This window comes from Streptomyces nitrosporeus (assembly GCF_008704555.1).
In the GTDB taxonomy this organism is placed as follows: Bacteria; Actinomycetota; Actinomycetes; order Streptomycetales; family Streptomycetaceae; genus Streptomyces; species Streptomyces nitrosporeus.
Window position 1 is genome coordinate 6,364,331 of the sequence record NZ_CP023702.1, and the last position, 19,561, is coordinate 6,383,891.

The window sequence follows — 19,561 nt, forward strand, 5'->3', positions numbered from 1 at the left end:
CGTACGGGCGGTACCGGTGCCCCCGGCGGTCCTCGCGGCCGCCGGGGGCACCGTCATGTCCGGGGGCGCGCCGTCGACCCCCGGGCCACCAGGCGGACGGGAAGGTCTCCCCGCTCGGCCGGGCGGCCGTCCAGGACCGCGAGCAGGGCGTCCATCCCGCGCCGGCCGACCTCCTCGGCGGGCAGCCGCACCGTGGTGAGCTCCGGCTCCACCGCGGTGGCCAGGGCGAGGTCGTCGAAGCCGGACACGGAGATGTCCTCGGGCACCCGGAGCCCGAGCCGCCGTACGGCCTTGCAGGCGCCCGCGGCCAGGATGTCGTCGTCGCAGACCACCGCGGTCGGCAGGGGGCCCGGGGCCGCCAGCGCCGCCTGGAGCGACTCCAGGGCGGCCCGGACCTCCAGCGGTGCCCGCACGGTGCGTACGCGGGCGTCGGGGACGGCCCGCAGCGTCCCGTGCAGGGCGCGGGCGCGCACCGCGAAGGTCCAGGTGTCCACGGCGGAGGCGAGGTGGACGAAACGGCGGTGTCCCAGGCCCAGCAGATGCTCCGTCACCTGCCGCATGCCGTCCGCGATGTCGAGGTTGACGCGTGCCGCCGCGCTCCGGTCCCCGGGGTCGCTGTCCAGCATCACCAGGGGCAGGTCCGCGCCCCGCAGCGCCCCCAGGGCATCGGCCGCCATGGACGAGGCGATCACCCCGTCGAGTGCGGCGCGGGCGGAGGCGAAGGGATCCCTGGCCGGCCCGGCGCCGTCCGGGGAGGGATAGAGCACCACACCGAAGCCGTGCTCGGCGGCGACCGCGGCGGCACCTGTGTAGACCCGGGCGAAGAACTCGTTGGTGAGCGCGGGGACGACGAGGAGGGCGGTGCGGGTGCGGCCCAGCCGGAGGCTGCGGGCGGCCAGGTTCGGCTGGTAGCCCAGAGCCTCGGCGCGCTCCCGTACCCGCCCGGCGGTCGCCTCGGACACCCGCCCGCGCCACTTGCCGCCGAACACGAGCGAGACCGTGGCCTGGGAGACCCCGGCCTCCCTCGCCACGTCACGGCTGGTGGGCCGGGGTGGGGCGGGCTGCCGCGCGCTGCTCACTCGTGCCTCCGTGCTGGGACCGTGCGGATGCCGTGGGATGGACCCACGAGCTGGGCACATGGTACGTATGGACTCCGACGTTATACGTAAAACCCCGGGTGGACGACCCGGACGAGAGGGGCGGGCATGGGCGCGGGATATCTGGAGATCCTCCGGGCGAAGCACGCGACCCGGCTGCTGACCGGCACGCTCGTGGGGCGGCTGCCGAACGCCACCGCCCCCATCGCGATCGTCCTGTTCGTCCGGGCCGAGGGCGGCAGCTACACCCTGGCCGGGGTGCTCGCCGCCGTGTACGGCCTGGGCACGGCGGTGGGGCAGCCGCTGCTGGGGCGGGCCGTGGACCTCCACGGGCAGCCCAGGGTGCAGCTGCCGGCCGCGGTGCTCTCCGCGCTGGGCACGGCCCTGCTGGCGGTGACCGGTCTCGGCGTACTCCCGCTCGCCTACGCGGCGGTGGTGGTGGCCGGGGTCTTCACCCCGCCCCTGGAGGGCGGCCTGCGCGCCCTGTGGCCGAGCGTGCTCGGCCGGGAGGACCGGGTGCACCGGGCCTACGCCATGGACGCGATCGCCCAGGAGGTCATGTTCACCGCCGGGCCGCTCCTGGTGACCCTCCTGGTGTCGCTGTGGTCCCCCGCCGCCGCCCTGCTGGTCATCAACGCCCTGGGGGTGCTCGGCGCCCTGTCGGTGGTGCTCAGCGAACCCTCCCGGGCCTGGCGCTCCGCGCCCCGCGAGGCGCACTGGCTGGGCGCCCTGCGCTCACCCGGGCTGCTGGCCCTGCTGGGGGCGTTCTTCTTCGTCGGGCTGGCGCTCGGCTCGATCACGGTGGCCGCCCTGGCCTACGCCGACGGCCACGGGGACGAGTCGGTGTACGGCCGGCTCATGGCGGCCCTCGGCCTCGGCGCGCTGATCGGCGGCGCGGTCTACGGGGCGCGCCAGTGGGCCGGGGAGCCCGAACGGCGGCTGCGGGCCGTCGTCGGCCTGCTGGCCCTGGGCTACCTGCCGTTGACCCTGACCCCCGGCGTGCACGCCATGACCGCGCTCGCCGCCCTCTCCGGGGTCTTCCTGGCACCGGCCATCGCCTGCTCCTTCATCGTGGTGGACCGGCACGCGCCGCGGGGCACCGTGACCGAGGCCTTCTCCTGGCTCGTCACCACCTTCGGCGTGGGCGCGGCGGCCGGCACCGCCGTCGCCGGACCGGTCGTCGAACTCGGCGGGACGGCGTGGGGATTCGCCGTCGCGGGGGGCGGGGGAGCGGCCGCCCTGCTGGTCCTGCTGGTCACCGGGAGGGTCCTCACGGCCCCCCGGCCCGGCACCGCTGTCGTGGCCGGTTCGGAAAATGATCGGAACGGTGCTGCCGAACCCGGTTTCAGCTCAGGCCATAAGGCGTAATGTTCAGTCATGGACCGCCGCATTTTCGGGCTGGAGAACGAGTACGGCGTCACGTGCACGTTCAGGGGACAGCGCCGACTGTCACCTGACGAAGTGGCGCGCTACCTCTTCCGCCGTGTTGTGTCATGGGGCCGCAGCAGCAATGTCTTCCTGCGGAACGGCGCCCGCCTCTACCTCGACGTGGGATCGCATCCGGAATACGCCACACCCGAATGCGACAACGTGACCGAGCTGGTCACGCACGACAAGGCGGGCGAACGCATTCTCGAGGGCCTGCTCGTCGACGCCGAACGCCGCCTGCACGAGGAGGGAATCGCCGGCGACGTCTACCTCTTCAAGAACAACACCGACTCGGCGGGAAACTCCTACGGCTGCCACGAGAACTACCTCGTGGCCCGGCACGGGGAATTCTCCCGGCTCGCGGACATCCTCATTCCGTTCCTGGTCACCAGGCAGCTCATCTGCGGTGCCGGCAAGGTGCTCCAGACGCCGCGGGGAGCCGTCTACTGCGTGAGCCAGCGCGCCGAGCACATCTGGGAGGGCGTCAGCTCCGCGACGACCCGCTCCCGGCCGATCATCAACACCCGGGACGAACCGCACGCGGACGCCGAGCGGTACCGCCGCCTCCACGTCATCGTCGGCGACTCCAACATGTCCGAGACGACCATGCTGCTCAAGGTCGGCGCCACCGACCTGGTCCTCCGCATGATCGAGGCGGGCACGGTGATGCGCGACCTGACCCTGGAGAACCCGATCCGGGCCATCCGCGAGGTCAGCCACGACCTCACCGGCGGACGCAAGGTGCGCCTCGCCAGCGGCCGGGAGGCCTCGGCCATAGAGATCCAGCGGGAGTACTACGAGAAGGCCGTCGACTTCGTCGAGCGCCGGGGCATCCGCACCGGCACCGTCGACCAGGTCCTCGAACTGTGGGGCCGCACGCTGGACGCCGTCGAGGAGGAGGACCTCGACCGGGTCGCCACCGAGATCGACTGGGTCATGAAGTACAAGCTCCTGGAGCGGTACCGGGCCAAGCACAACATGACCATGTCGAACCCGAGGGTCGCCCAGATAGACCTCGCCTACCACGACATCCACCGGCGGCGCGGGCTCTACTACCTCCTGGAGCGCAAGGGGCAGGCCGCCCGCATCTGCAACGACCTGAAGATCTTCGAGGGCAAGTCGGTGCCCCCGCAGACCACCAGGGCGCGGCTGCGCGGTGACTTCATCCGCCGGGCCCAGGAGCAGCGGAGGGACTTCACCGTCGACTGGGTCCACCTCAAGCTCAACGACCAGGCGCAGCGCACCGTGCTGTGCAAGGACCCGTTCCGGTCGGTCGACGACCGGGTGGAGAAACTGATCGCCGGCATGTGATCCAGAACGGACAGCGGTGATCCGGTCCGGTCGTAAGTGATCCGGGCCGGGTTCCCGGCGCCGGGGCCCCGTACGTTCTGCGTACGGGGCCCCGCCATGTCCGCCCGGAGGAGGCGCCGGCCGGAGGGCTCTGCCGTACGGGGCGCTCAGCCGCGAGGCGGAGGGGCGTCCGCATACGCGTGGGGCGCCCCCGGGCGAAGCCGCCGGGGGAGTACGCGGACGTTCCAGCGTCCCCGCGGGGTGCCGTGACCGTTGCCGCACGCCCGCCGGGGAGCGCGGGGCAGCCCTTAGAGTGTCAAGGACCCCTGTACGCGCCGTCTGAGATCTGAGGAACCAGTGCGCCGACTTGCCGGCCTTCTCGTCGTCCCCCTGCTGCTGCTGTCCACGGCGGCCTGCGGTGACGACAAGGCCTCCGACTCCGCCTCGACCGCCCCGACCGAGAAGGGCGTCCCGGCGATCACCGCGGGCGCGAAGTTCGGTGAGAAGCCCACCCTGGCCAAGGGGGAGGGAAATCCCCCCAAGGAACTGAAGACCGAAGTCATCAGTGAGGGTGACGGCGCGAAGCTCAAGAACGGCGACGCGATCCAGGTCAACTACCTCGGGCAGTCCTGGGACTCCGACAAGCCGTTCGACAACAGCTTCGACAAGGGCCAGCCCTTCGACCTGACGCTCGGTGCCGGCATGGTGATCCAGGGCTGGGACAAGGGCCTGGTCGGCCAGAAGGTCGGCAGCCGCGTCCAGCTGGTCATCCCCCCCGACCTCGGCTACGGCGAGCAGGGCCAGGGCGACATCAAGCCCGGCGCCACGCTGGTCTTCGTCGTCGACGTCCTGAAGGCGAAGACGATCCCGGCGTCCGCCGAGGGCACCGACGTCGCCCAGGACAACATCGACCTGCCCAAGGTCGGCACCAACACCGACGGCAAGGCGCCCTCGGTGAAGATCCCCGAGAGCGACCCGCCGAAGAAGCTGGTCTCCAACTACGTCATCGAGTCCGACGGGGACGCCCTCAAGGAGACCGACAGCGTCGTCGTCCACTACAAGGCGATGCTGTGGAAGGGCGCGAAGGAGTTCGACAGCACCTACACCTCGGGCACGACCGCGACCTTCCCGCTGACCAACATCGCGGTCAAGGGCCTCAAGGACGGGCTGGTCGGCAAGAAGGTCGGCAGCCGGGTGCTGCTGGTGATCCCGCCGGACCAGGGGTTCGGCGACGAGGTCCAGCAGACCGTCCCCGCCAACTCGACCCTCGTATGGTCCGTGGACCTGCTGGCGAAGATGTAAGACTGTCCCGGTTGCGCAGTTCATCGGTTTGAGGAGCAAGTTCAGTGAGCATCGAGAAGCCCGAGATCGACTTCCCGGGCGGCGAGCCGCCGGCCGACCTGGAGATCAAGGACATCTGGGAAGGCGACGGACCGGTGGCGGAGAAGGGGCAGACCGTCTCCGTGCACTACGTCGGTGTGGCGTTCTCCACGGGTGAGGAGTTCGACGCCTCCTGGAACCGCGGCGCCCCGCTGCAGTTCCAGCTCGGCGCCGGACAGGTCATCCCGGGCTGGGACCAGGGCGTCCAGGGCATGAAGGTCGGCGGGCGCCGCCAGCTGACCATCCCCGCGCACCTCGCCTACGGCGACCGCGGGGCCGGCGGCGGCCGTATCGCCCCGGGCGAGACGCTGATCTTCGTCTGCGACCTGGTCGGCGTCTGAACCGCCGAAGACGGGAACGAGGGCCCGCGCCGTGAGGTGCGGGCCCTCGCCGTCGTCCGGTGCACCGGCGGGCGGCGGGCCCTCGCTTTTGGTCCGGGCACCCCGGGGCGGTACGGTCGAGCGTCGTGGAGCACGTACAGAAAGGGCGTCGATGGCGATCGCCAAGGCCGAACGGCTGATGAACCTGGCCCTGTGCCTGCTGGGCACCCGGCGCCCGCTCAGCAAGCGCGAGCTCCGCGGGTCCATCGAGGCCTACCTGGAGGCGGGCTCCGACGAGTCCTTCAACCGGATGTTCGAGCGCGACAAGGACGACCTGCGCGAACTCGGCCTGGTCATCGAGACCGTGGACAACCTGGACGGGGACACCGGCTACCTCGCGCGCCGCGACAGCAACCGGCTGCCCCCGATCACCCTGGACGCCGAGGAGGCCGCGGCCCTCGGCCTCGCCGCGAAGGTCTGGCAGCAGGCCCGGCTGGCCGGCGCCGCCAGCGGCGCCCTGCAGAAGCTGCGCGCCGCCGGCATGCCGGAATCCGAGGACGCCTACGAGGTGCACAGCGCCCTGGAGCCCCGTATCCCGGTCCACGAGGCCGCCTTCGAGCCGCTGATGCTCGCCTGCCGGGACCGCCGCCCGGTCACCTTCGACTACCGCAAGGGCAACTCCGCCCGCCCCGAGCAGCGCCAGGTGGAGCCCTGGACGCTGGAGTGCTGGCGCGGCCACTGGTACCTGGCCGGCTGGGACCGCGAGCGCGGCGCCGAGCGGGTCTTCCGGCTGTCCCGTATCTCGGGCAAGGTCCGGTCCCGGGCGGGTGCTTTCAGCGCACCGGTGCCCGACGCGGTCACCGTCAGGGAGACCGTGGAGAGCTGGGCGGGCGAGACCGCCACCCGGACCGCCCGGATCAGGCTGCGGGCCGGGGCCGGCTACCCGCTGCGGGCCCGCGCGATATCGGTCAGGGAACTCGGCGGCGGGTGGGACGAGTTGGAGATCCCGTACGGCCACGGCCTGGACGCCTGGCTCGTCGAGTTCGGGCCCGACGTCGTCGTCAGCGAACCCGCGGACCTGCGGACCGATGTGATGGACCGGCTGCGCGCCGTGGCCGAGGACTGAGAGGACCAGCGCACGCATGGCCACGAACGCGATCGACCAGACCCGGCGGATGCTCTCCCTGGTGACCTATCTCCGCGAGCGCCCCGGCGCCCACGTCCAGGACGTGGCCCGGGCCTTCGGGATCACCGAGGACGAGCTGATCTCCGACCTCGACGTCCTGCCCATGTGCGGAACCAGCTTCCGCGGCGGCGACCTCCTCGACATCGACACCGACGGCGACCGGATCTGGTGGCACAACCCGGACGACGTCGCGGCCCCGCTGCGGCTCGCCGCGGACGAGGCGACCGCCCTGCTCGTCGCGGCCCGCGCGGTGGCCACCCTGCCGGGTCTCAGGGAGAGCGACCGGCAGGCGCTGGTACGGGCGACGGCGAAGCTGGAGACCGCGGCCGGCGAGGTCGGCGCCGCGAGCTCGCGGCTCTCGGTCACCTTCGAATCCGAGGGCGGGGTCTTCGCCGACGTCGACCGGGCGATCTCCGAGCGGCGCCGGCTGTGGCTGCGCTACTACTCGCCCGCCCGCGACGAGCTCACCGAGCGCGAGGTGGACCCGATCCGGCTGTTCGCCGTCGGCCACACCTACCTGGAGGGCTGGTGCCGCCTCACCGAGGCGCGGCGCACCTTCCGCCTCGACCGGGTCGCCGAGATCCGGCTGCTGGACGCCCCGTCCGCGCCGCCCGAACTCGAACTGCGCGACCTGTCCGAAGGACTGGTGCAGCCCGCCGCCGAGGACCCGGAGGTCGTGGTCGAGGTGGGCCCGGGCGGCCGGTGGGTCGCCGAGTACTACCCGCACGACCGCGCGGAGGAACTGCCCGACGGAGGACTGCGGATCACCCTGCGCACCCCCGACCCCGCCTCACTGCGCCGGCTCGCCCTGCGGCTCGGCGGTGAGGGGCGCATCACCTCCCCGCCGGCCCTGGCCGAGAGCGCCCGCGAGGCGGCCCGCGAGGCGCTGGCCGCCTACGGCGGCACGCTCTGAGCCGCGGACCCGTGCATCCAGGAGACAGGAGTCACATGACCGTCATAACGGACGCGCCCGCCGGCCCCGTCCCGGTCCCGGTGTCCGCCGCCGTACGGTTCCGGGCGGCCTGCCCCGACTGCCGGGCGCGGTTCGAGCTCGGCGCGGAGGCGCTGCGGCTGGCCATAGGGGCCAGCCGCCGTACCACCTTCTACTCCTTCACCTGTCCCGACTGCGGGTCGGCCGTCCGCAAGCCCGCCGGGGAGCGCATCGTGGAACTCCTCACCGGCGGCGGGGTGCGGACACTGCGCCTGCACACCGCCGCCCGGTAACGCACGCGGCACCCGAGAGACTTCGAGGCTTCGTCCATGTTCTGGCCCATGCTCGCCATCGCTCTGGGATTCCTCGGCCTGGCCGTACTCGGTGTCCTGGCCGTCAGGGTGTTCGTCGAGGCGCGGCGCCTCGGCCTGCAGGTCGCCGCGACCACACGGCGGATCAACCGGGCGGCCGAGGACCTCGAACGGGCGGCCACCCGCCTCGCCGACACCGGGGAGGCCTTGCGCTAGCGGGGCGGGCCCCTCCTGATCCGCCCGCGTGGAGGGTACGCTTCCTAGGGTCGGCCCAGGCAGGGAGGTGCGGGCCGCAAGCAGGAGTACGCACGGGCATTGCCTGGCGTTTACCCCTGCGGGTTACGATCGCTGCCAGCGCGAAGGTCGGACGTATGTTCCGGCGCACGGGTAGCGAGCCCCCACCCTCCAGTCGCCTCAGTGAGAAGGAAGTCGCACATGATCGGCAATCTGAAGCCCCTCGAGATCGTTCTGATCATCGCTGTCATCCTGCTTCTCTTCGGTGCCAAGAAGCTCCCCGACATGGCGCGTTCGCTCGGCAAGTCGGCCCGCATCCTCAAGAGCGAGGCCAAGGCGATGAAGAAGGACGACGCGGACGCCGCGGCGCCCACCACGGAGACCGTGGCCGACACCGCCCCGCCGGCCACGTCCGCCCGCACGATCCAGGCCGCCCCGGGAGACGTCACCAGCTCCCGTCCGGTCGGCGAGGCCAAGCCCACCACCCAGAGCTGACGGCCGTCCGCACCACCGACGGCTGACGCACGAGACGAGGGAAGTGGGTTGCTCAAGTCCGCCCGCAAGCAGGAGAAGGACGACGAGGGGCGGATGCCGCTCCTCGATCACCTGCGTGAACTGCGTAACCGGCTGCTGAAGGCCGTCCTGGCCATCGCCGTGGTGACGGTCGTCGCCGCCTTCTACCAGAAGGAGATCTACGACTTCCTCCTGCGTCCGCTGATCAGCTCGGTCGGCTGCGAGGACGGCGTGGTCAGGACCGTGGACGGCAAGGCCTGCGCGGTACTCAAGACCGACACCCTGATGGGGCCCTTCACCAACGCGCTGAAGGTCGGCCTGATGTCGGGTGTGCTGATCGCGACCCCGGTCTGGCTCTTCCAGCTCTGGGCCTTCGTGGCGCCCGGCCTCCACCGGAACGAGAAGCGCTACGCCTACGGCTTCGTGCTGATAGGCGCACCCCTGTTCGTCGCGGGCGGTTACCTGGCCTACGCGATCCTGCCGCAGACCGCGGAGATCATGCTGGGCTTCAGCCCCGCCGACGTACAGAACCAGATCGCACTCGACAGCTACCTCGACCTGCTGACCCGCATGGTCCTCGTCTTCGGGTTCGCCTTCGAACTCCCGCTGCTCCTCATCGCGCTGAACATGACGGGCGTGGTGTCCGGCAAGAGGATGCTCGGCTGGTGGCGGGGCATGATCGTCGGCCTCACCGCCTTCGCGGCGATCGCCACCCCCGGCGGCGAGCCGGTCTCCATGCTGCTGCTCGCCGGCCCGCTGGCCGTCCTGTACTTCGTCGCCACCGGGTTCTCCCTCGTCAACGACGCGCGGCGGAACCGCAAGAACCCCGACGCCGGGCTCGACGACGACGAGGCGTCGGAGCTGGACCTCACGCCGGAGGACATCGGACCCGTGCCCACCCTGCCCGAGCAGGCCGGAAGCGGCGCGGACGGTTCCCGGTCCCACCGGCTCAACGGTTACGACGACATCACCTGACCTTGTAGGGTCCGGCGGGTGACCAGCGAGATCACCCTCTTCGTCAATCCCACCGCGGGAAGCGGCCGGGGCGCGCGTGCCGCGCAGCCGGCCGCTTCCGCTTTGCGGGACGCCGGTTTCCTCGTACGCACGGTGCTCGGCGAGAACGCCGACGACGCCCTGAGGAGGGCCAGGGAAGCCGTGGCCGGCGGGACGGGCGCCCTGATAACCGTGGGCGGGGACGGCATGATGTCCCTCGCCCTGCAGGCGGTGGCCGGAACCGCGACCCCCCTCGGCGCCGTCGCCGTCGGGACCGGCAACGACTTCGCGCGGGCCCTCGGGCTCCCGGTCCGCGACCCCGCCGCGGCGGGGCGGCTGGCCGCCGAGGCCCTGAAGCGGGGCCGGGTGCGGGAGATCGACCTCGGCCGGGTCGGGGAGCGGTGGTTCGGTTCCGTCCTGGCCTCCGGTTTCGACTCCCGGGTCAACGACCGGGGCAACCGGATGCGCTGGGCCGGCGGGCGGTTCAAGTACGACCTGGCGATCCTCGCCGAGCTGGCCGCCTTCCGGCCCATCGGCTACCGGCTGAGGCTGGACGGGGGGCCGGTGCGCGAGATCGAGGCCACGCTGATAGCCGTCGGCAACGGCACGACGTACGGCGGCGGGATGCGGATCTGCGCCGACGCCGTCATGGACGACGGGCTCTTCGACGTGACGGTGGTCGGGAACTGCAGCCGCACCACCCTGCTCCGGGTCTTCCCCCGCGTCTACCGCGGCACGCACCTGGACCACCCGGTGGTGAGCGTCCACCGGGTCTCGGCGATCGAGCTGGAAGCGGAGGGTGTCACGGCGTACGCGGACGGTGAGCCGCTGGGCGCGCTGCCGCTGACGGCCCGCTGCGTGCCCGGCGCGGTGCGGGTGCTCGTGCCCTGACCGCCGTGGCGGCGGGCCGCGGCCGCCGTGGCGCCGTGCTCCGCGATAAAGGCCGGGCTGACTGTCGGACCCGGCGGGTAGGCTCGACAGCAAGATGACAGAGGACCTCTCACCAGCTGAGCGATACCAGGCGTCCCGGGTCCGTGCGGCCGAAGCGGCCACGGCTCTCGGCCCCTTCCGCGACCTGTACGACTTCCCCCTGGACCCGTTCCAGATCGAGGCGTGCAAGGCGCTGGAGGCGGGCAAGGGGGTGCTGGTCGCCGCCCCGACCGGGTCGGGCAAGACGATCGTCGGCGAGTTCGCCGTGCACCTGGCCCTGGAGCAGGGCCGCAAGTGCTTCTACACCACCCCCATCAAGGCCCTGTCCAACCAGAAGTTCACCGATCTGGTGAAGCGGTACGGCGCGGACCGGGTCGGCCTTCTGACCGGTGACAACAGCGTCAACGCGGACGCGCCCGTGGTCGTCATGACCACCGAGGTGCTGCGGAACATGCTGTACGCGGGCTCCCAGGCCCTCACCGGTCTCGGCCATGTCGTGATGGACGAGGTGCACTACCTCTCCGACCGCTTCCGCGGCGCCGTGTGGGAGGAAGTGATCATCCACCTGCCGGAGTCGGTGACCCTGGTGTCACTGTCGGCGACCGTGTCCAACGCCGAGGAGTTCGGCGACTGGCTGGACACCGTGCGCGGCGACACCCAGGTGATCGTCTCCGAGCACCGGCCGGTGCCGCTGTGGCAGCACGTCATGGCCGGCCGCCGGGTGTACGACCTCTTCGAGGAGGAGACCGACCACGGCGGCCGGGGCACCGGCCGGCGCGAGGTCAACCCCGATCTGCTCCGGCTCGCCCGGATGGAGAACCAGCGCACCTACAACCCGCGCGACCGCCGCCGCGGCAAGATGGTCCGCGAGGCGGACCGCGAGCGCGAGCGGCGCCAGCGCGGCCGTATCTGGACCCCGGCCCGGCCCGAGGTCATCGACCGGCTCGACGCCGAGGGGCTGCTGCCCGCCATCACCTTCATCTTCAGCCGGGCCGGCTGCGAGGCGGCCGTCCAGCAGTGCCTGGCGGCCGGACTGCGGCTCAACGACGAGGACAAGCGCCGCCTGGTGCGGGAGATCGTCGAGGAGCGGACCGCGTCGATCCCCGCCGAGGACCTCCACGTCCTCGGCTACTACGAGTGGCTCGAAGGGCTGGAGCGGGGCATCGCCGCGCACCACGCGGGCATGCTGCCGACCTTCAAGGAGGTCGTCGAGGAGCTGTTCGTCCGCGGTCTGGTCAAGGCGGTCTTCGCGACCGAGACCCTGGCGCTCGGCATCAACATGCCGGCCCGCTCGGTGGTGCTGGAGAAGCTGGTCAAGTGGAACGGCGAGCAGCACGCCGACATCACTCCCGGCGAGTACACCCAGCTGACCGGCCGGGCGGGCCGCCGCGGCATCGACGTCGAGGGCCATGCGGTCGTCCTGTGGCAGCGGGGCATGGACCCGGGCGCCCTCGCCGGCCTCGCGGGCACCCGTACCTACCCGCTGCGGTCCAGTTTCCGGCCCTCGTACAACATGGCCGTCAACCTGGTGCAGCAGTTCGGGCGGCACCGCTCGCGTGAACTGCTGGAGACGTCCTTCGCGCAGTTCCAGGCCGACCGGTCCGTCGTCGGCATCTCCCGCCAGGTCCAGCGCAACGAGGAGGGCCTGGAGGGCTACAAGGAGGGAATGACCTGCCACCTCGGGGACTTCGAGGAGTACGCGCGGCTGCGCCGCGACCTCAAGGACCGCGAGACGGAGCTGGCCAAGCAGGGCGCCGCCCAGCGGCGGGCCGCCGCGGCGGCGTCCCTGGAGAAGCTGAAGCCCGGTGACGTGATCCATGTGCCCACCGGCAAGTTCGCCGGGCTCGCGCTGGTCCTGGACCCGGGCGTCCCCGCCGGACGGGCCAACGGGCACCGGGGCCTGGAGCACCACGACGGCCCCCGTCCGCTGGTGCTGACCGCCGAGCGGCAGGTGAAGCGGCTCGCCCAGATCGACTTCCCGGTGCCGGTGGAGGCGCTGGAGCGGATGCGGGTGCCGAAGTCCTTCAACCCGCGCTCCCCCCAGTCGCGCAGGGACCTGGCCTCCGCGCTGCGCAGCAAGGCCGGGCACATCGACCCGGGCCGGCACCGCAAGCAGCGGGCCGCGGCGGCCGACGACCGGGAGATCGCCCGGCTGCGCACCGAACTGCGGGCCCACCCCTGCCACGGCTGCGACGAGCGCGAGGACCACGCGCGCTGGGCCGAGCGCTACCACCGCCTCCAGCGGGACACCCGTCAGCTGGAGAAGCGCATCGAGGGCCGGACGAACACCATCGCCCGGACCTTCGACCGGATCGTCGCCCTGCTCACCGAACTCGACTACCTGCGGGGCAACGAGGTCACCGGCAACGGCCGGCGGCTGGCGCGCCTGTACGGCGAACTCGACCTGCTGGCGAGCGAATGCATCCGGGACGGGGTCTGGGAGGGGCTGAACCCGGCCGAACTGGCGGCGTGCGTCTCGGCGCTGGTCTACGAGGCCCGCCAGGCGGACGACGCGGTGGCACCCAAGCTGCCGTCCGGGCCGGCCAAGGTGGCGCTGGGCGAGATGGTCCGCATCTGGGGCAGGCTCGACGCCCTGGAGGAGGACTTCAAGATCAGTCAGTCCGAGGGCGTCGGCCAGCGTGAGCCCGACCTCGGATTCGCCTGGGCCGTCTACATGTGGGCCTCCGGCCGGACGCTGGACGAGGTGCTCCGCGAGGCGGAGATGCCGGCCGGTGACTTCGTACGGTGGTGCAAGCAGGTCATCGACGTGCTCGGCCAGATCGCGGCCGCCGCACCGCGCGAGGGCGGCTCGACGGTGCCGAAGGCCGCCCACAAGGCGGTGGACGCGGTGCTGCGGGGTGTGGTCGCGTACAGCTCGGTGGGCTGAGCGCCGAGCCGTCCCGGCAGAGCTGTGGCCGGAGTTCCGGTGGGTCACCGGTCCTCCGGCCGCAGCCGGGGCGTCAACGCCCCGTGCGCCGCCTTCCGGGTCAGGTCTTCCTGTTCTTCATCGCGACCCCGGCGCAGATCGCCCCCAGCACGACGGCCAGACCTCCGACGATCACGTTGTTGAGGATGACGCCCGTATCGGGGCTCTGGCCCACGATCCAGGTCGATGCGATCAGCCAGGCACCCAGCGCGGAGATGGCCAGGCTCATTCCGGTCATCCGTTCCGGCATGGCGGTGAAGCAGAGCGCCAGCACGGCGATCGCGATGCCGATGACGAGGTTGTGGGTCACCAGGGACGGCTGGTTCGCCGTGAAGTGCAGCACCCAGGGCGAGACGGCGCAGTACAGACCCAGCAGGAACACCGGGGCGTCCGCGAGACCCGTGCTCCGGCCGCCGCCGCGCATGACGCGGTCGTGCCGTGCTCGCATCTCGGAGGCGTCGGGGTGGCCCGACAGATCGGTGTGCGTGTCAGCGCGCCGGCTGCTGTGCGAGACGTTGCTCATGGATTTCGTCTCCTTCGCACGATTGGAAGAGCGGCCGCGGTGGGGTTGCGGCCCTTGTCTCTTCCGCCAGTGTGCTCTTATTCGTCCCTTATGTGTAGTTTTTTCCGGCATGGGATTCTGCGGAATCGTCGAGCCGGACGGCCAGCGTGACCAGGTCGGCCGTCCGCAGTACCCGGTCCCCGTACCCCGGAAGCGGCACGTGCAGGGTCTTCCTCCAGCGTTCCGGGACCGCGCCGAGGCCGTACAGCGCGCCTGCCAGCGCACCGGTGACCGCCGCGACCGTGTCGGTGTCCCCGCCCACGTCGAAGGCGGCCGCCAGGGCGTCCTCGAAACCGGTGGTGGTGCGCACCGCCCAGAGGGCGGTGCCCAGGCAGGGCCGGACCGCGCCGTTGAACTCGGTGGTGTCGTCGGGGTGCCAGCCGGGCGCCAGGACGGTGGACCAGCGCGCCCGGTGGTCCGGGTGGACCTCCGCCAGGGTCCGGCCGACGGCCGCGAGCGGATCACCGCCGTCCAGGGCGACCCGGATCAGCTCGTGCAGTACGGCGGTGCCCTCCCAGGCGGCGCGGTCGCCATGGGTCAGTGCCGCGATCCGCCGGGCGGCCTCCATGGTCGCCGCCCGTCCCGAACGCGCGAAGTACACCGCGGAGGTGGAGGCCCGCATCAGCGAACCGTTTCCCGCCGCACGGCTGTTGACCTGGAAGTGCAGGGCGGCCGCCAGGTCCCAGGGCTCACCGCTCGTCAGGACGTCCTCGGTCTGGAGCCCGATGTCCTTCGGGTCGCCCGCGGCCCACCGCCTGAACCGGGCGAAGACATCGGGGAGTTCGAGCCCGCCCCGTTCCAGCAGCGACTCGCCCACCAGAACGGCCATCTGGGTGTCGTCCGTCGCCTCCCCCGGATCCCAGCCGCCGCCCCCGCACAGGGCCCCCGCGCCGTCGGGGAAGCGGGCGGTGAACACCCCGGGCGGCCCGAACTCGAAAGGGGCGCCCAAGGGCTGTCCCGTGATCCGTGGTGGATCGGCGTGCGGCGTCAGACGGTGGGGGTCCCTCCCGCGCCGTTCGGGCTGTGGGGGAGCATCGCAAGGCGGAGGGGCGTTCGCATACTGGATGTATGCGGACGTTCCGACAACGCCGCGAGGTGCCGTGACTGTCGTCGCACGCCCACCAGGGATCATGGGACAGCCCTCAGGGCGTCACCGGCGGCGGAACCCACCACGGCACCCGCCGCCCGGTCCGCCCGGGCCGTGTCCCGCCGCGCACCGCCGGGGCCACGGCCCGGTGAACCTGTTCCGCTCATACGGTCAAGCGTACGAGGGGAACGGATCAGCTCATCGGCATCAGGACGGTGTCGATGATGTACACGGTGGCGTTGGAGGTCTGCACATTGCCGCAGACGACCTTCGACGAGTCGTTCACGGTGTAGTCCGTGCCCGAACCCGCCGTCGTCAGCTTCGTCTTGGCGAGCGTGTCGAAGGAGCCCTTCTCCAGCTGCGCCGGTGCCAGCCTCTGGCCCACCACGTGCGAGGTGAGCACCGTGGTCAGCTGCTCCTTGTCGGCGAGCAGCTTGTCCAGGTCGGCCTTCGGGATCTTGGCGAAGGCGTCGTTCGTCGGGGCGAACACGGTGAGGTTCTCGGCGTTGTTCAGCGTGTCCACCAGCCCGGCCTGCTTCACGGCGGCGACCAGCGTGGACAGCGCCGGGTTGTTGGACGCGGCCGTGGCGACCGGGTCCTGGGCCATGCCGGCGAAGGACCCCGCGCCGTCCTGCGGGACGGTCGAACACGCGGGGCCGAACGGCTCGTTCAGGGGCTTCGTCTCCTCGGCCGGGGCGGCGGACGAGGACTTCGCGGCACTCGCACCGGAGCCCGACGCGGAGGTGTCACCGTCCCCGGAGCAGGCGGTCAGGACGAGCGGCAGCACGGCCGCCGCGGACACGGCGAGGGCGACACGGCGGAAGGCGCGGTTGTTCACGGGTTCTCCTGGGTGGGTCGTGGTTCCGGAAAGGAAAGGAAAGGAAAGAGGGAGGGACAAGGGATGAGGAAAGGAAGAGCGGTCCGTGGAGGACCGGGGAGGGGAGGCGGTCAGGGCACGTCGACCACCACCGAATGCCATCCGGTCGCACCGTCGGGCACGGTGCCCGCCCGCTCGCCGGTCTGGGTGGCGCCCGTACCGTCCGTCGCGCGGACCTCCAGGGTGTGGTGGCCGGGCGTGGCGGGCCATTCCCACACCCACTGGCGCCAGGTGTCCGTCCCGGCCGCCTCGGCGAGCCGGGCGGTGTGCCAGGGGCCCCGGTCCACGCGGACCTCGACCCGGGTGATGCCCCGGTGCTGGGCCCAGGCGACCCCGGCGACCGGGACGGTGCCCGCGCGCGGGGAGGCGAAGGGGCGCGGGGTGTCGATACGCGCCTGGGTCTTCACCGGTGCCCGGCGCGACCAGCCGCGCTCGGCCCAGTAGGCGTCGTACGCGGCGAACGTGGTGAGTTCCAGCTCCTTGAGCCACTTGCACGCCGAGACGTAGCCGTACAGACCCGGCACCACCATGCGGACCGGGAAACCGTGGGTGAAGGGCAGCGGTTCACCGTTCATCCCGAACGCGAGCAGCGCGTCACGGCCGTCCATGACGGTCGAGACCGGGGTGCCGGTCGTCATCCCGTCGACGGAGCGCGCCACGAGCTGGTCGGCCGGGCCGCCCCTGGACGGCGGTACCACCCCGGCTTCGGCGAGCAGGTCGGCCAGACGTACGCCGAGCCAGCGGGCGTGGCCGGTGTACGGACCGCCGACCTCGTTGGACACACAGGTCAGCGTGATGTCCCGCTCGACGGTCTCCCGCTCCAGCAGGTCCTGGAAGCTCAGGGTGAGGGGGCGTGCCACGCCCTCGCCGTGGATCCGCAGCCGCCACCGGGCCACATCGACGCGCGGCACCACCAGAGCGGTGTCCACCCGGTAGAAGTCCTTGTTCGGGGTGGTGAACGGGCCCAGTCCCCTGACGTCCAGCTCGGCACCCCGGGGGAGCGGGGGGGCGGGGGAGGCGGGCGCCGGCAGGACGACCGCCTCACGCGAGGCGGCGGCACCGGCCTCCCCGGACGCCCGCAGTGCCCGTCCCAGGAGTCCCGCACCGGCCGACGCGGCCGCGGTGGCGCCCGCAGCGACGACGAAGCCGCGCCGGTCGAAGGTTCCCGCCGCCCCGCCGTCCGTCTCTCCAGCCGCGGGAGACGGAACGGCGGGACGGCCGATGAGCCGGCCGGCCAGGAGGTGGAGCACCCCCGCGGCCACCACGGCGCCCACGGCCGAGGGCAGCGCGTCGGCCGCGCCGCCCCCGGGCCGCCCGGCCGCCGCGGCGGCCCCGGCCGCACCGAAGACCAGTACCGCCACACAGCCCGCCCGCCGGTGCCTCAGCGCGAGGACACCCACCGCCATGGCGAAGACCGCCAGCAGCGTGAGGATCCCCAGCTGGAGCACCAGCTTGTCGGCGGTGCCGAACGTCCGTACGGCGAAGTCCTTGACGGCGGCCGGCGTGCGGTCGATGACCGCCCCGCCCACCGCCGCGACCGGACCGGCCTCGGGACGTACGGCGGCCGCGGCGAGTTCGGCCACGCACAGGGCGGCGAACCCCGCGACCAGCCCGCCGAGCGCGGCGCACACGGTGCGTGACCGGGGGAGACGCCGGTCCTCCGGGGCTTCGCGCTGCTGCGTGACGTGCAGATCTGTGCTCACACCGGGTCTTCGGAGCCGGCCCCGCCACCGGATGGGTCCGGAGAGCCGATTCACCCGTTCGGGTGAGATCTGGACGTGCGTACGGGAGAAGGCCCCGGCCTGGTGGGCCGGGGCCTTCCTGTGGTTCGCGGCCCGGGTCCGGGGCCCGGGGCCGCAGATCGGGATCGCCGCCCGGGTTCGCGGTCCGGGGCCGCAGATCAGGTCTGCGACTCGGGACCGCGGCCAGGGCCGGGGGTCAGGGCCTGCGGTCCGGGGCCGGGGGTCAGGGCCTGCGGTCCGGGGTCGGGGCCGACGGTCCGGGGCCGCGGCTCAGGCTCGCGGCCCAGGTCCGCGGTTCAGCCTCGTGGGAAGCCCATCAGGCCGAGAGGGGGTGTGGTCGGCTGCTCGGACCCGCCCGCGGGTTCCACCGTGACCCCCATGCCGGAGGCCCGGCCGACGGGGCCGTCCATCAGCACCGCCTCGCCCGCCCGGTCCGCGGTCACCAGCCCGGCCGGCCGCATGGCCCCGGCCTCGTCGAACCACAGCTGGTACACCTTGTCCCGGGGCAGCGCCTCCAGCCCGACGGCCACGAAGACCGCCCGGTCCACGTCCCGGGAGACCACCACCGTGCTCCGCCCGCCACCCGCAAGTCCGGCCGAGGCGGTCCTGGCGTCGGGAGCCGCCAGCACCTGTGACATCCGCTCGTTCTGCTGCCGCGCCTCCCGCGCCTCCTGACGGGCGTCCCGCGCCACCTGGTTCTGCCACACGGCGACCCCGCCGAAGGCCACCGCCGCCGCGAGACAGGCGGCGAGGGCGTACGCCGGGAGCCGGCGGGTCCGCCGGAGGAGGGACACGGGGCGGGTGCCGCGGCCCTCCTCCGGGGGCTCCTGCCGGACGGTCGTCACCTCCCGCAGCACCCGCTCACGCAGGCCGGGCGGTGCGGGGACGGACACGGCGAGCCCGAGCCGGGCGGCGGTGGCCGACAGCTCGCGTACCTCCTGGGCGCACGGCTCACAGGCACTCAGATGCCGCCGGAAGGCCCGCCGTTCGTCGTCCGGCAGGGCGTGCAGGGCGTACGCCCCGGTCAGCGTGTGCAGTTCCGCCGTGCTCACGCGGTCACCCCCAGGCAGTCGCGCAGCCGGATGAGCCCGTCGCGCAGCCGGGTCTTGACCGTTCCCAGCGGAACGGACAGCAGCTCCCCGACCTCCCGGTAGGTCAGCCCGCGGTAGTACGCCAGCGTCACCGATTCCCGCTGGAGTTCGGAGAGGGTCCGCAGACAGCGCCGCACCTGCTCCCGCTCCAGTCTGCTCTCGACCTGTTCGGTCACCTGGTCGAAGTCCGGCGTACGGTCGAGCAGCGCGGCCCTGTGCTCGCGGGCCGTGGACGCCTCGGCCGACCGGACCCGGTCCACGGCACGGCGGTGGGCCAGCGTCAGCACCCAGTTCATGGCGCTGCCCCGGGACGGCTGGAAGCGCGGCGCGGTCCGCCAGACCTCGACCAGCACCTCCTGGGCCACCTCCTCGGACTGGGCGGGGTCGCGGAGCACCCGGAGGACCAGGCCGAACACCGGCCCGCTGATGTGGTCGTACAGCCGTGTGAAAGCGTCCTGGTCCCCGCGGGCCACCCGGACGAGCAGCTCCTGGGGGTCGGGCCCCGGCGCGGGACGCTCACTGATGTGGACGGCTTCTCTCACGGGGCTGTTCCTTCCGGGGACGACGGCTTCCGTGCTGATTCGGAGCCGACAGCCCCGCGGATTGCCCGGACGGCCGGAAACCTCCGCCCGCCGGCCCCGGCCGGGAACGCCGGCGGACGGC

At 72.5% G+C, this 19,561-nt stretch carries 19 protein-coding genes; 12 read left to right on the plus strand and 7 right to left on the minus strand.

The window, feature by feature from the left end:
- Positions 1 to 53: 53 nt before the first annotated feature.
- Positions 54 to 1,079: a LacI family DNA-binding transcriptional regulator gene (locus tag CP967_RS28135; protein WP_150490656.1), complete on the minus strand. Its 1,026-nt coding sequence runs from the start codon at positions 1,077 to 1,079 to the stop codon at positions 54 to 56.
- A 126-nt stretch (positions 1,080 to 1,205) separates the two neighbouring features.
- Between CP967_RS28135 and CP967_RS28140 the strand changes: the two genes are divergently transcribed.
- The 12 genes from CP967_RS28140 (at position 1,206) to CP967_RS28195 (ending at position 13,500) form a co-directional block, all read left to right on the plus strand.
- Positions 1,206 to 2,465 (plus strand): MFS transporter, encoded by a 1,260-nt coding sequence (locus CP967_RS28140; RefSeq protein ID WP_150490657.1) that lies wholly within the window; start codon positions 1,206 to 1,208, stop codon positions 2,463 to 2,465.
- Positions 2,466 to 2,474: 9 nt separating this feature from the next.
- Positions 2,475 to 3,836, plus strand: a complete 1,362-nt coding sequence (pafA, locus tag CP967_RS28145; RefSeq protein ID WP_150490658.1) for a Pup--protein ligase — start codon at positions 2,475 to 2,477, stop codon at positions 3,834 to 3,836.
- 336 nt (positions 3,837 to 4,172) lie between these two features.
- Positions 4,173 to 5,117, plus strand: coding sequence for an FKBP-type peptidyl-prolyl cis-trans isomerase (locus CP967_RS28150; protein WP_150490659.1), 945 nt, complete (start codon positions 4,173 to 4,175; stop codon positions 5,115 to 5,117).
- A gap of 44 nt (positions 5,118 to 5,161) precedes the next feature.
- Positions 5,162 to 5,536, plus strand: coding sequence for an FKBP-type peptidyl-prolyl cis-trans isomerase (locus CP967_RS28155; protein WP_150490660.1), 375 nt, complete (start codon positions 5,162 to 5,164; stop codon positions 5,534 to 5,536).
- A gap of 151 nt (positions 5,537 to 5,687) precedes the next feature.
- Positions 5,688 to 6,641, plus strand: coding sequence for a helix-turn-helix transcriptional regulator (locus CP967_RS28160; protein WP_150490661.1), 954 nt, complete (start codon positions 5,688 to 5,690; stop codon positions 6,639 to 6,641).
- 16 nt (positions 6,642 to 6,657) lie between these two features.
- Positions 6,658 to 7,614, plus strand: coding sequence for a helix-turn-helix transcriptional regulator (locus CP967_RS28165; RefSeq protein WP_150490662.1), 957 nt, complete (start codon positions 6,658 to 6,660; stop codon positions 7,612 to 7,614).
- 35 nt (positions 7,615 to 7,649) lie between these two features.
- Positions 7,650 to 7,925 (plus strand): hypothetical protein, encoded by a 276-nt coding sequence (locus CP967_RS28170; RefSeq protein ID WP_150490663.1) that lies wholly within the window; start codon positions 7,650 to 7,652, stop codon positions 7,923 to 7,925.
- 36 nt (positions 7,926 to 7,961) lie between these two features.
- The gene (locus CP967_RS28175) at positions 7,962 to 8,159 is read left to right on the plus strand and encodes a hypothetical protein (protein ID WP_150490664.1); all 198 of its coding nucleotides are present in this window, start codon (positions 7,962 to 7,964) and stop codon (positions 8,157 to 8,159) included.
- A 219-nt stretch (positions 8,160 to 8,378) separates the two neighbouring features.
- Positions 8,379 to 8,672 (plus strand): Sec-independent protein translocase subunit TatA, encoded by a 294-nt coding sequence (gene tatA / locus CP967_RS28180; RefSeq protein ID WP_150490665.1) that lies wholly within the window; start codon positions 8,379 to 8,381, stop codon positions 8,670 to 8,672.
- Between the two features lie 48 nt (positions 8,673 to 8,720).
- Complete coding sequence (gene tatC / locus CP967_RS28185) at positions 8,721 to 9,665, plus strand: twin-arginine translocase subunit TatC (protein WP_150490666.1); 945 nt, start codon at positions 8,721 to 8,723, stop codon at positions 9,663 to 9,665.
- A gap of 18 nt (positions 9,666 to 9,683) precedes the next feature.
- A complete protein-coding gene (locus CP967_RS28190; RefSeq protein WP_150490667.1) occupies positions 9,684 to 10,574 on the plus strand; it encodes a diacylglycerol kinase in 891 nt (296 codons plus the stop codon).
- 94 nt (positions 10,575 to 10,668) lie between these two features.
- The gene (locus CP967_RS28195) at positions 10,669 to 13,500 is read left to right on the plus strand and encodes a DEAD/DEAH box helicase (RefSeq protein ID WP_150490668.1); all 2,832 of its coding nucleotides are present in this window, start codon (positions 10,669 to 10,671) and stop codon (positions 13,498 to 13,500) included.
- Positions 13,501 to 13,600: 100 nt separating this feature from the next.
- On the opposite strand, the gene CP967_RS28200 is transcribed toward CP967_RS28195, so the two are convergent.
- The 6 genes from CP967_RS28200 to CP967_RS28225 form a co-directional block, all read right to left on the minus strand.
- Positions 13,601 to 14,062 (minus strand): SPW repeat protein, encoded by a 462-nt coding sequence (locus CP967_RS28200; protein WP_150490669.1) that lies wholly within the window; start codon positions 14,060 to 14,062, stop codon positions 13,601 to 13,603.
- A gap of 88 nt (positions 14,063 to 14,150) precedes the next feature.
- Positions 14,151 to 15,092, minus strand: a complete 942-nt coding sequence (locus CP967_RS28205; RefSeq protein ID WP_150492091.1) for an ADP-ribosylglycohydrolase family protein — start codon at positions 15,090 to 15,092, stop codon at positions 14,151 to 14,153.
- A gap of 289 nt (positions 15,093 to 15,381) precedes the next feature.
- Positions 15,382 to 16,026 (minus strand): fasciclin domain-containing protein, encoded by a 645-nt coding sequence (locus CP967_RS28210; protein WP_150490670.1) that lies wholly within the window; start codon positions 16,024 to 16,026, stop codon positions 15,382 to 15,384.
- A 110-nt stretch (positions 16,027 to 16,136) separates the two neighbouring features.
- The gene (locus CP967_RS28215; protein WP_373300384.1) at positions 16,137 to 17,756 is read right to left on the minus strand and encodes a molybdopterin-dependent oxidoreductase; all 1,620 of its coding nucleotides are present in this window, start codon (positions 17,754 to 17,756) and stop codon (positions 16,137 to 16,139) included.
- A gap of 347 nt (positions 17,757 to 18,103) precedes the next feature.
- A complete protein-coding gene (locus CP967_RS28220; protein ID WP_150490672.1) occupies positions 18,104 to 18,859 on the minus strand; it encodes an anti-sigma factor in 756 nt (251 codons plus the stop codon).
- Complete coding sequence (locus CP967_RS28225; RefSeq protein ID WP_150490673.1) at positions 18,856 to 19,440, minus strand: sigma-70 family RNA polymerase sigma factor; 585 nt, start codon at positions 19,438 to 19,440, stop codon at positions 18,856 to 18,858. Before CP967_RS28225 ends, CP967_RS28220 begins: the two co-directional genes overlap by 4 nt.
- Between the last annotated feature and the right edge of the window lie 121 nt (positions 19,441 to 19,561).

Excerpts from the sequence above, each read along its gene's own strand:
- CP967_RS28140 (WP_150490657.1), top strand. The coding sequence starts at position 1,206 with ATGGGCGCGGGATATCTGGAGATCCTCCGGGCGAAGCACGCGACCCGG.
- pafA (WP_150490658.1), top strand. The coding sequence starts at position 2,475 with ATGGACCGCCGCATTTTCGGGCTGGAGAACGAGTACGGCGTCACGTGC.
- CP967_RS28160 (WP_150490661.1), top strand. The coding sequence starts at position 5,688 with ATGGCGATCGCCAAGGCCGAACGGCTGATGAACCTGGCCCTGTGCCTG.
- CP967_RS28165 (WP_150490662.1), top strand. The coding sequence starts at position 6,658 with ATGGCCACGAACGCGATCGACCAGACCCGGCGGATGCTCTCCCTGGTG.
- CP967_RS28170 (WP_150490663.1), top strand. The coding sequence starts at position 7,650 with ATGACCGTCATAACGGACGCGCCCGCCGGCCCCGTCCCGGTCCCGGTG.
- CP967_RS28175 (WP_150490664.1), top strand. The coding sequence starts at position 7,962 with ATGTTCTGGCCCATGCTCGCCATCGCTCTGGGATTCCTCGGCCTGGCC.
- tatA (WP_150490665.1), top strand. The coding sequence starts at position 8,379 with ATGATCGGCAATCTGAAGCCCCTCGAGATCGTTCTGATCATCGCTGTC.
- CP967_RS28195 (WP_150490668.1), top strand. The coding sequence starts at position 10,669 with ATGACAGAGGACCTCTCACCAGCTGAGCGATACCAGGCGTCCCGGGTC.
- CP967_RS28200 (WP_150490669.1), bottom strand. The coding sequence starts at position 14,062 with ATGAGCAACGTCTCGCACAGCAGCCGGCGCGCTGACACGCACACCGAT.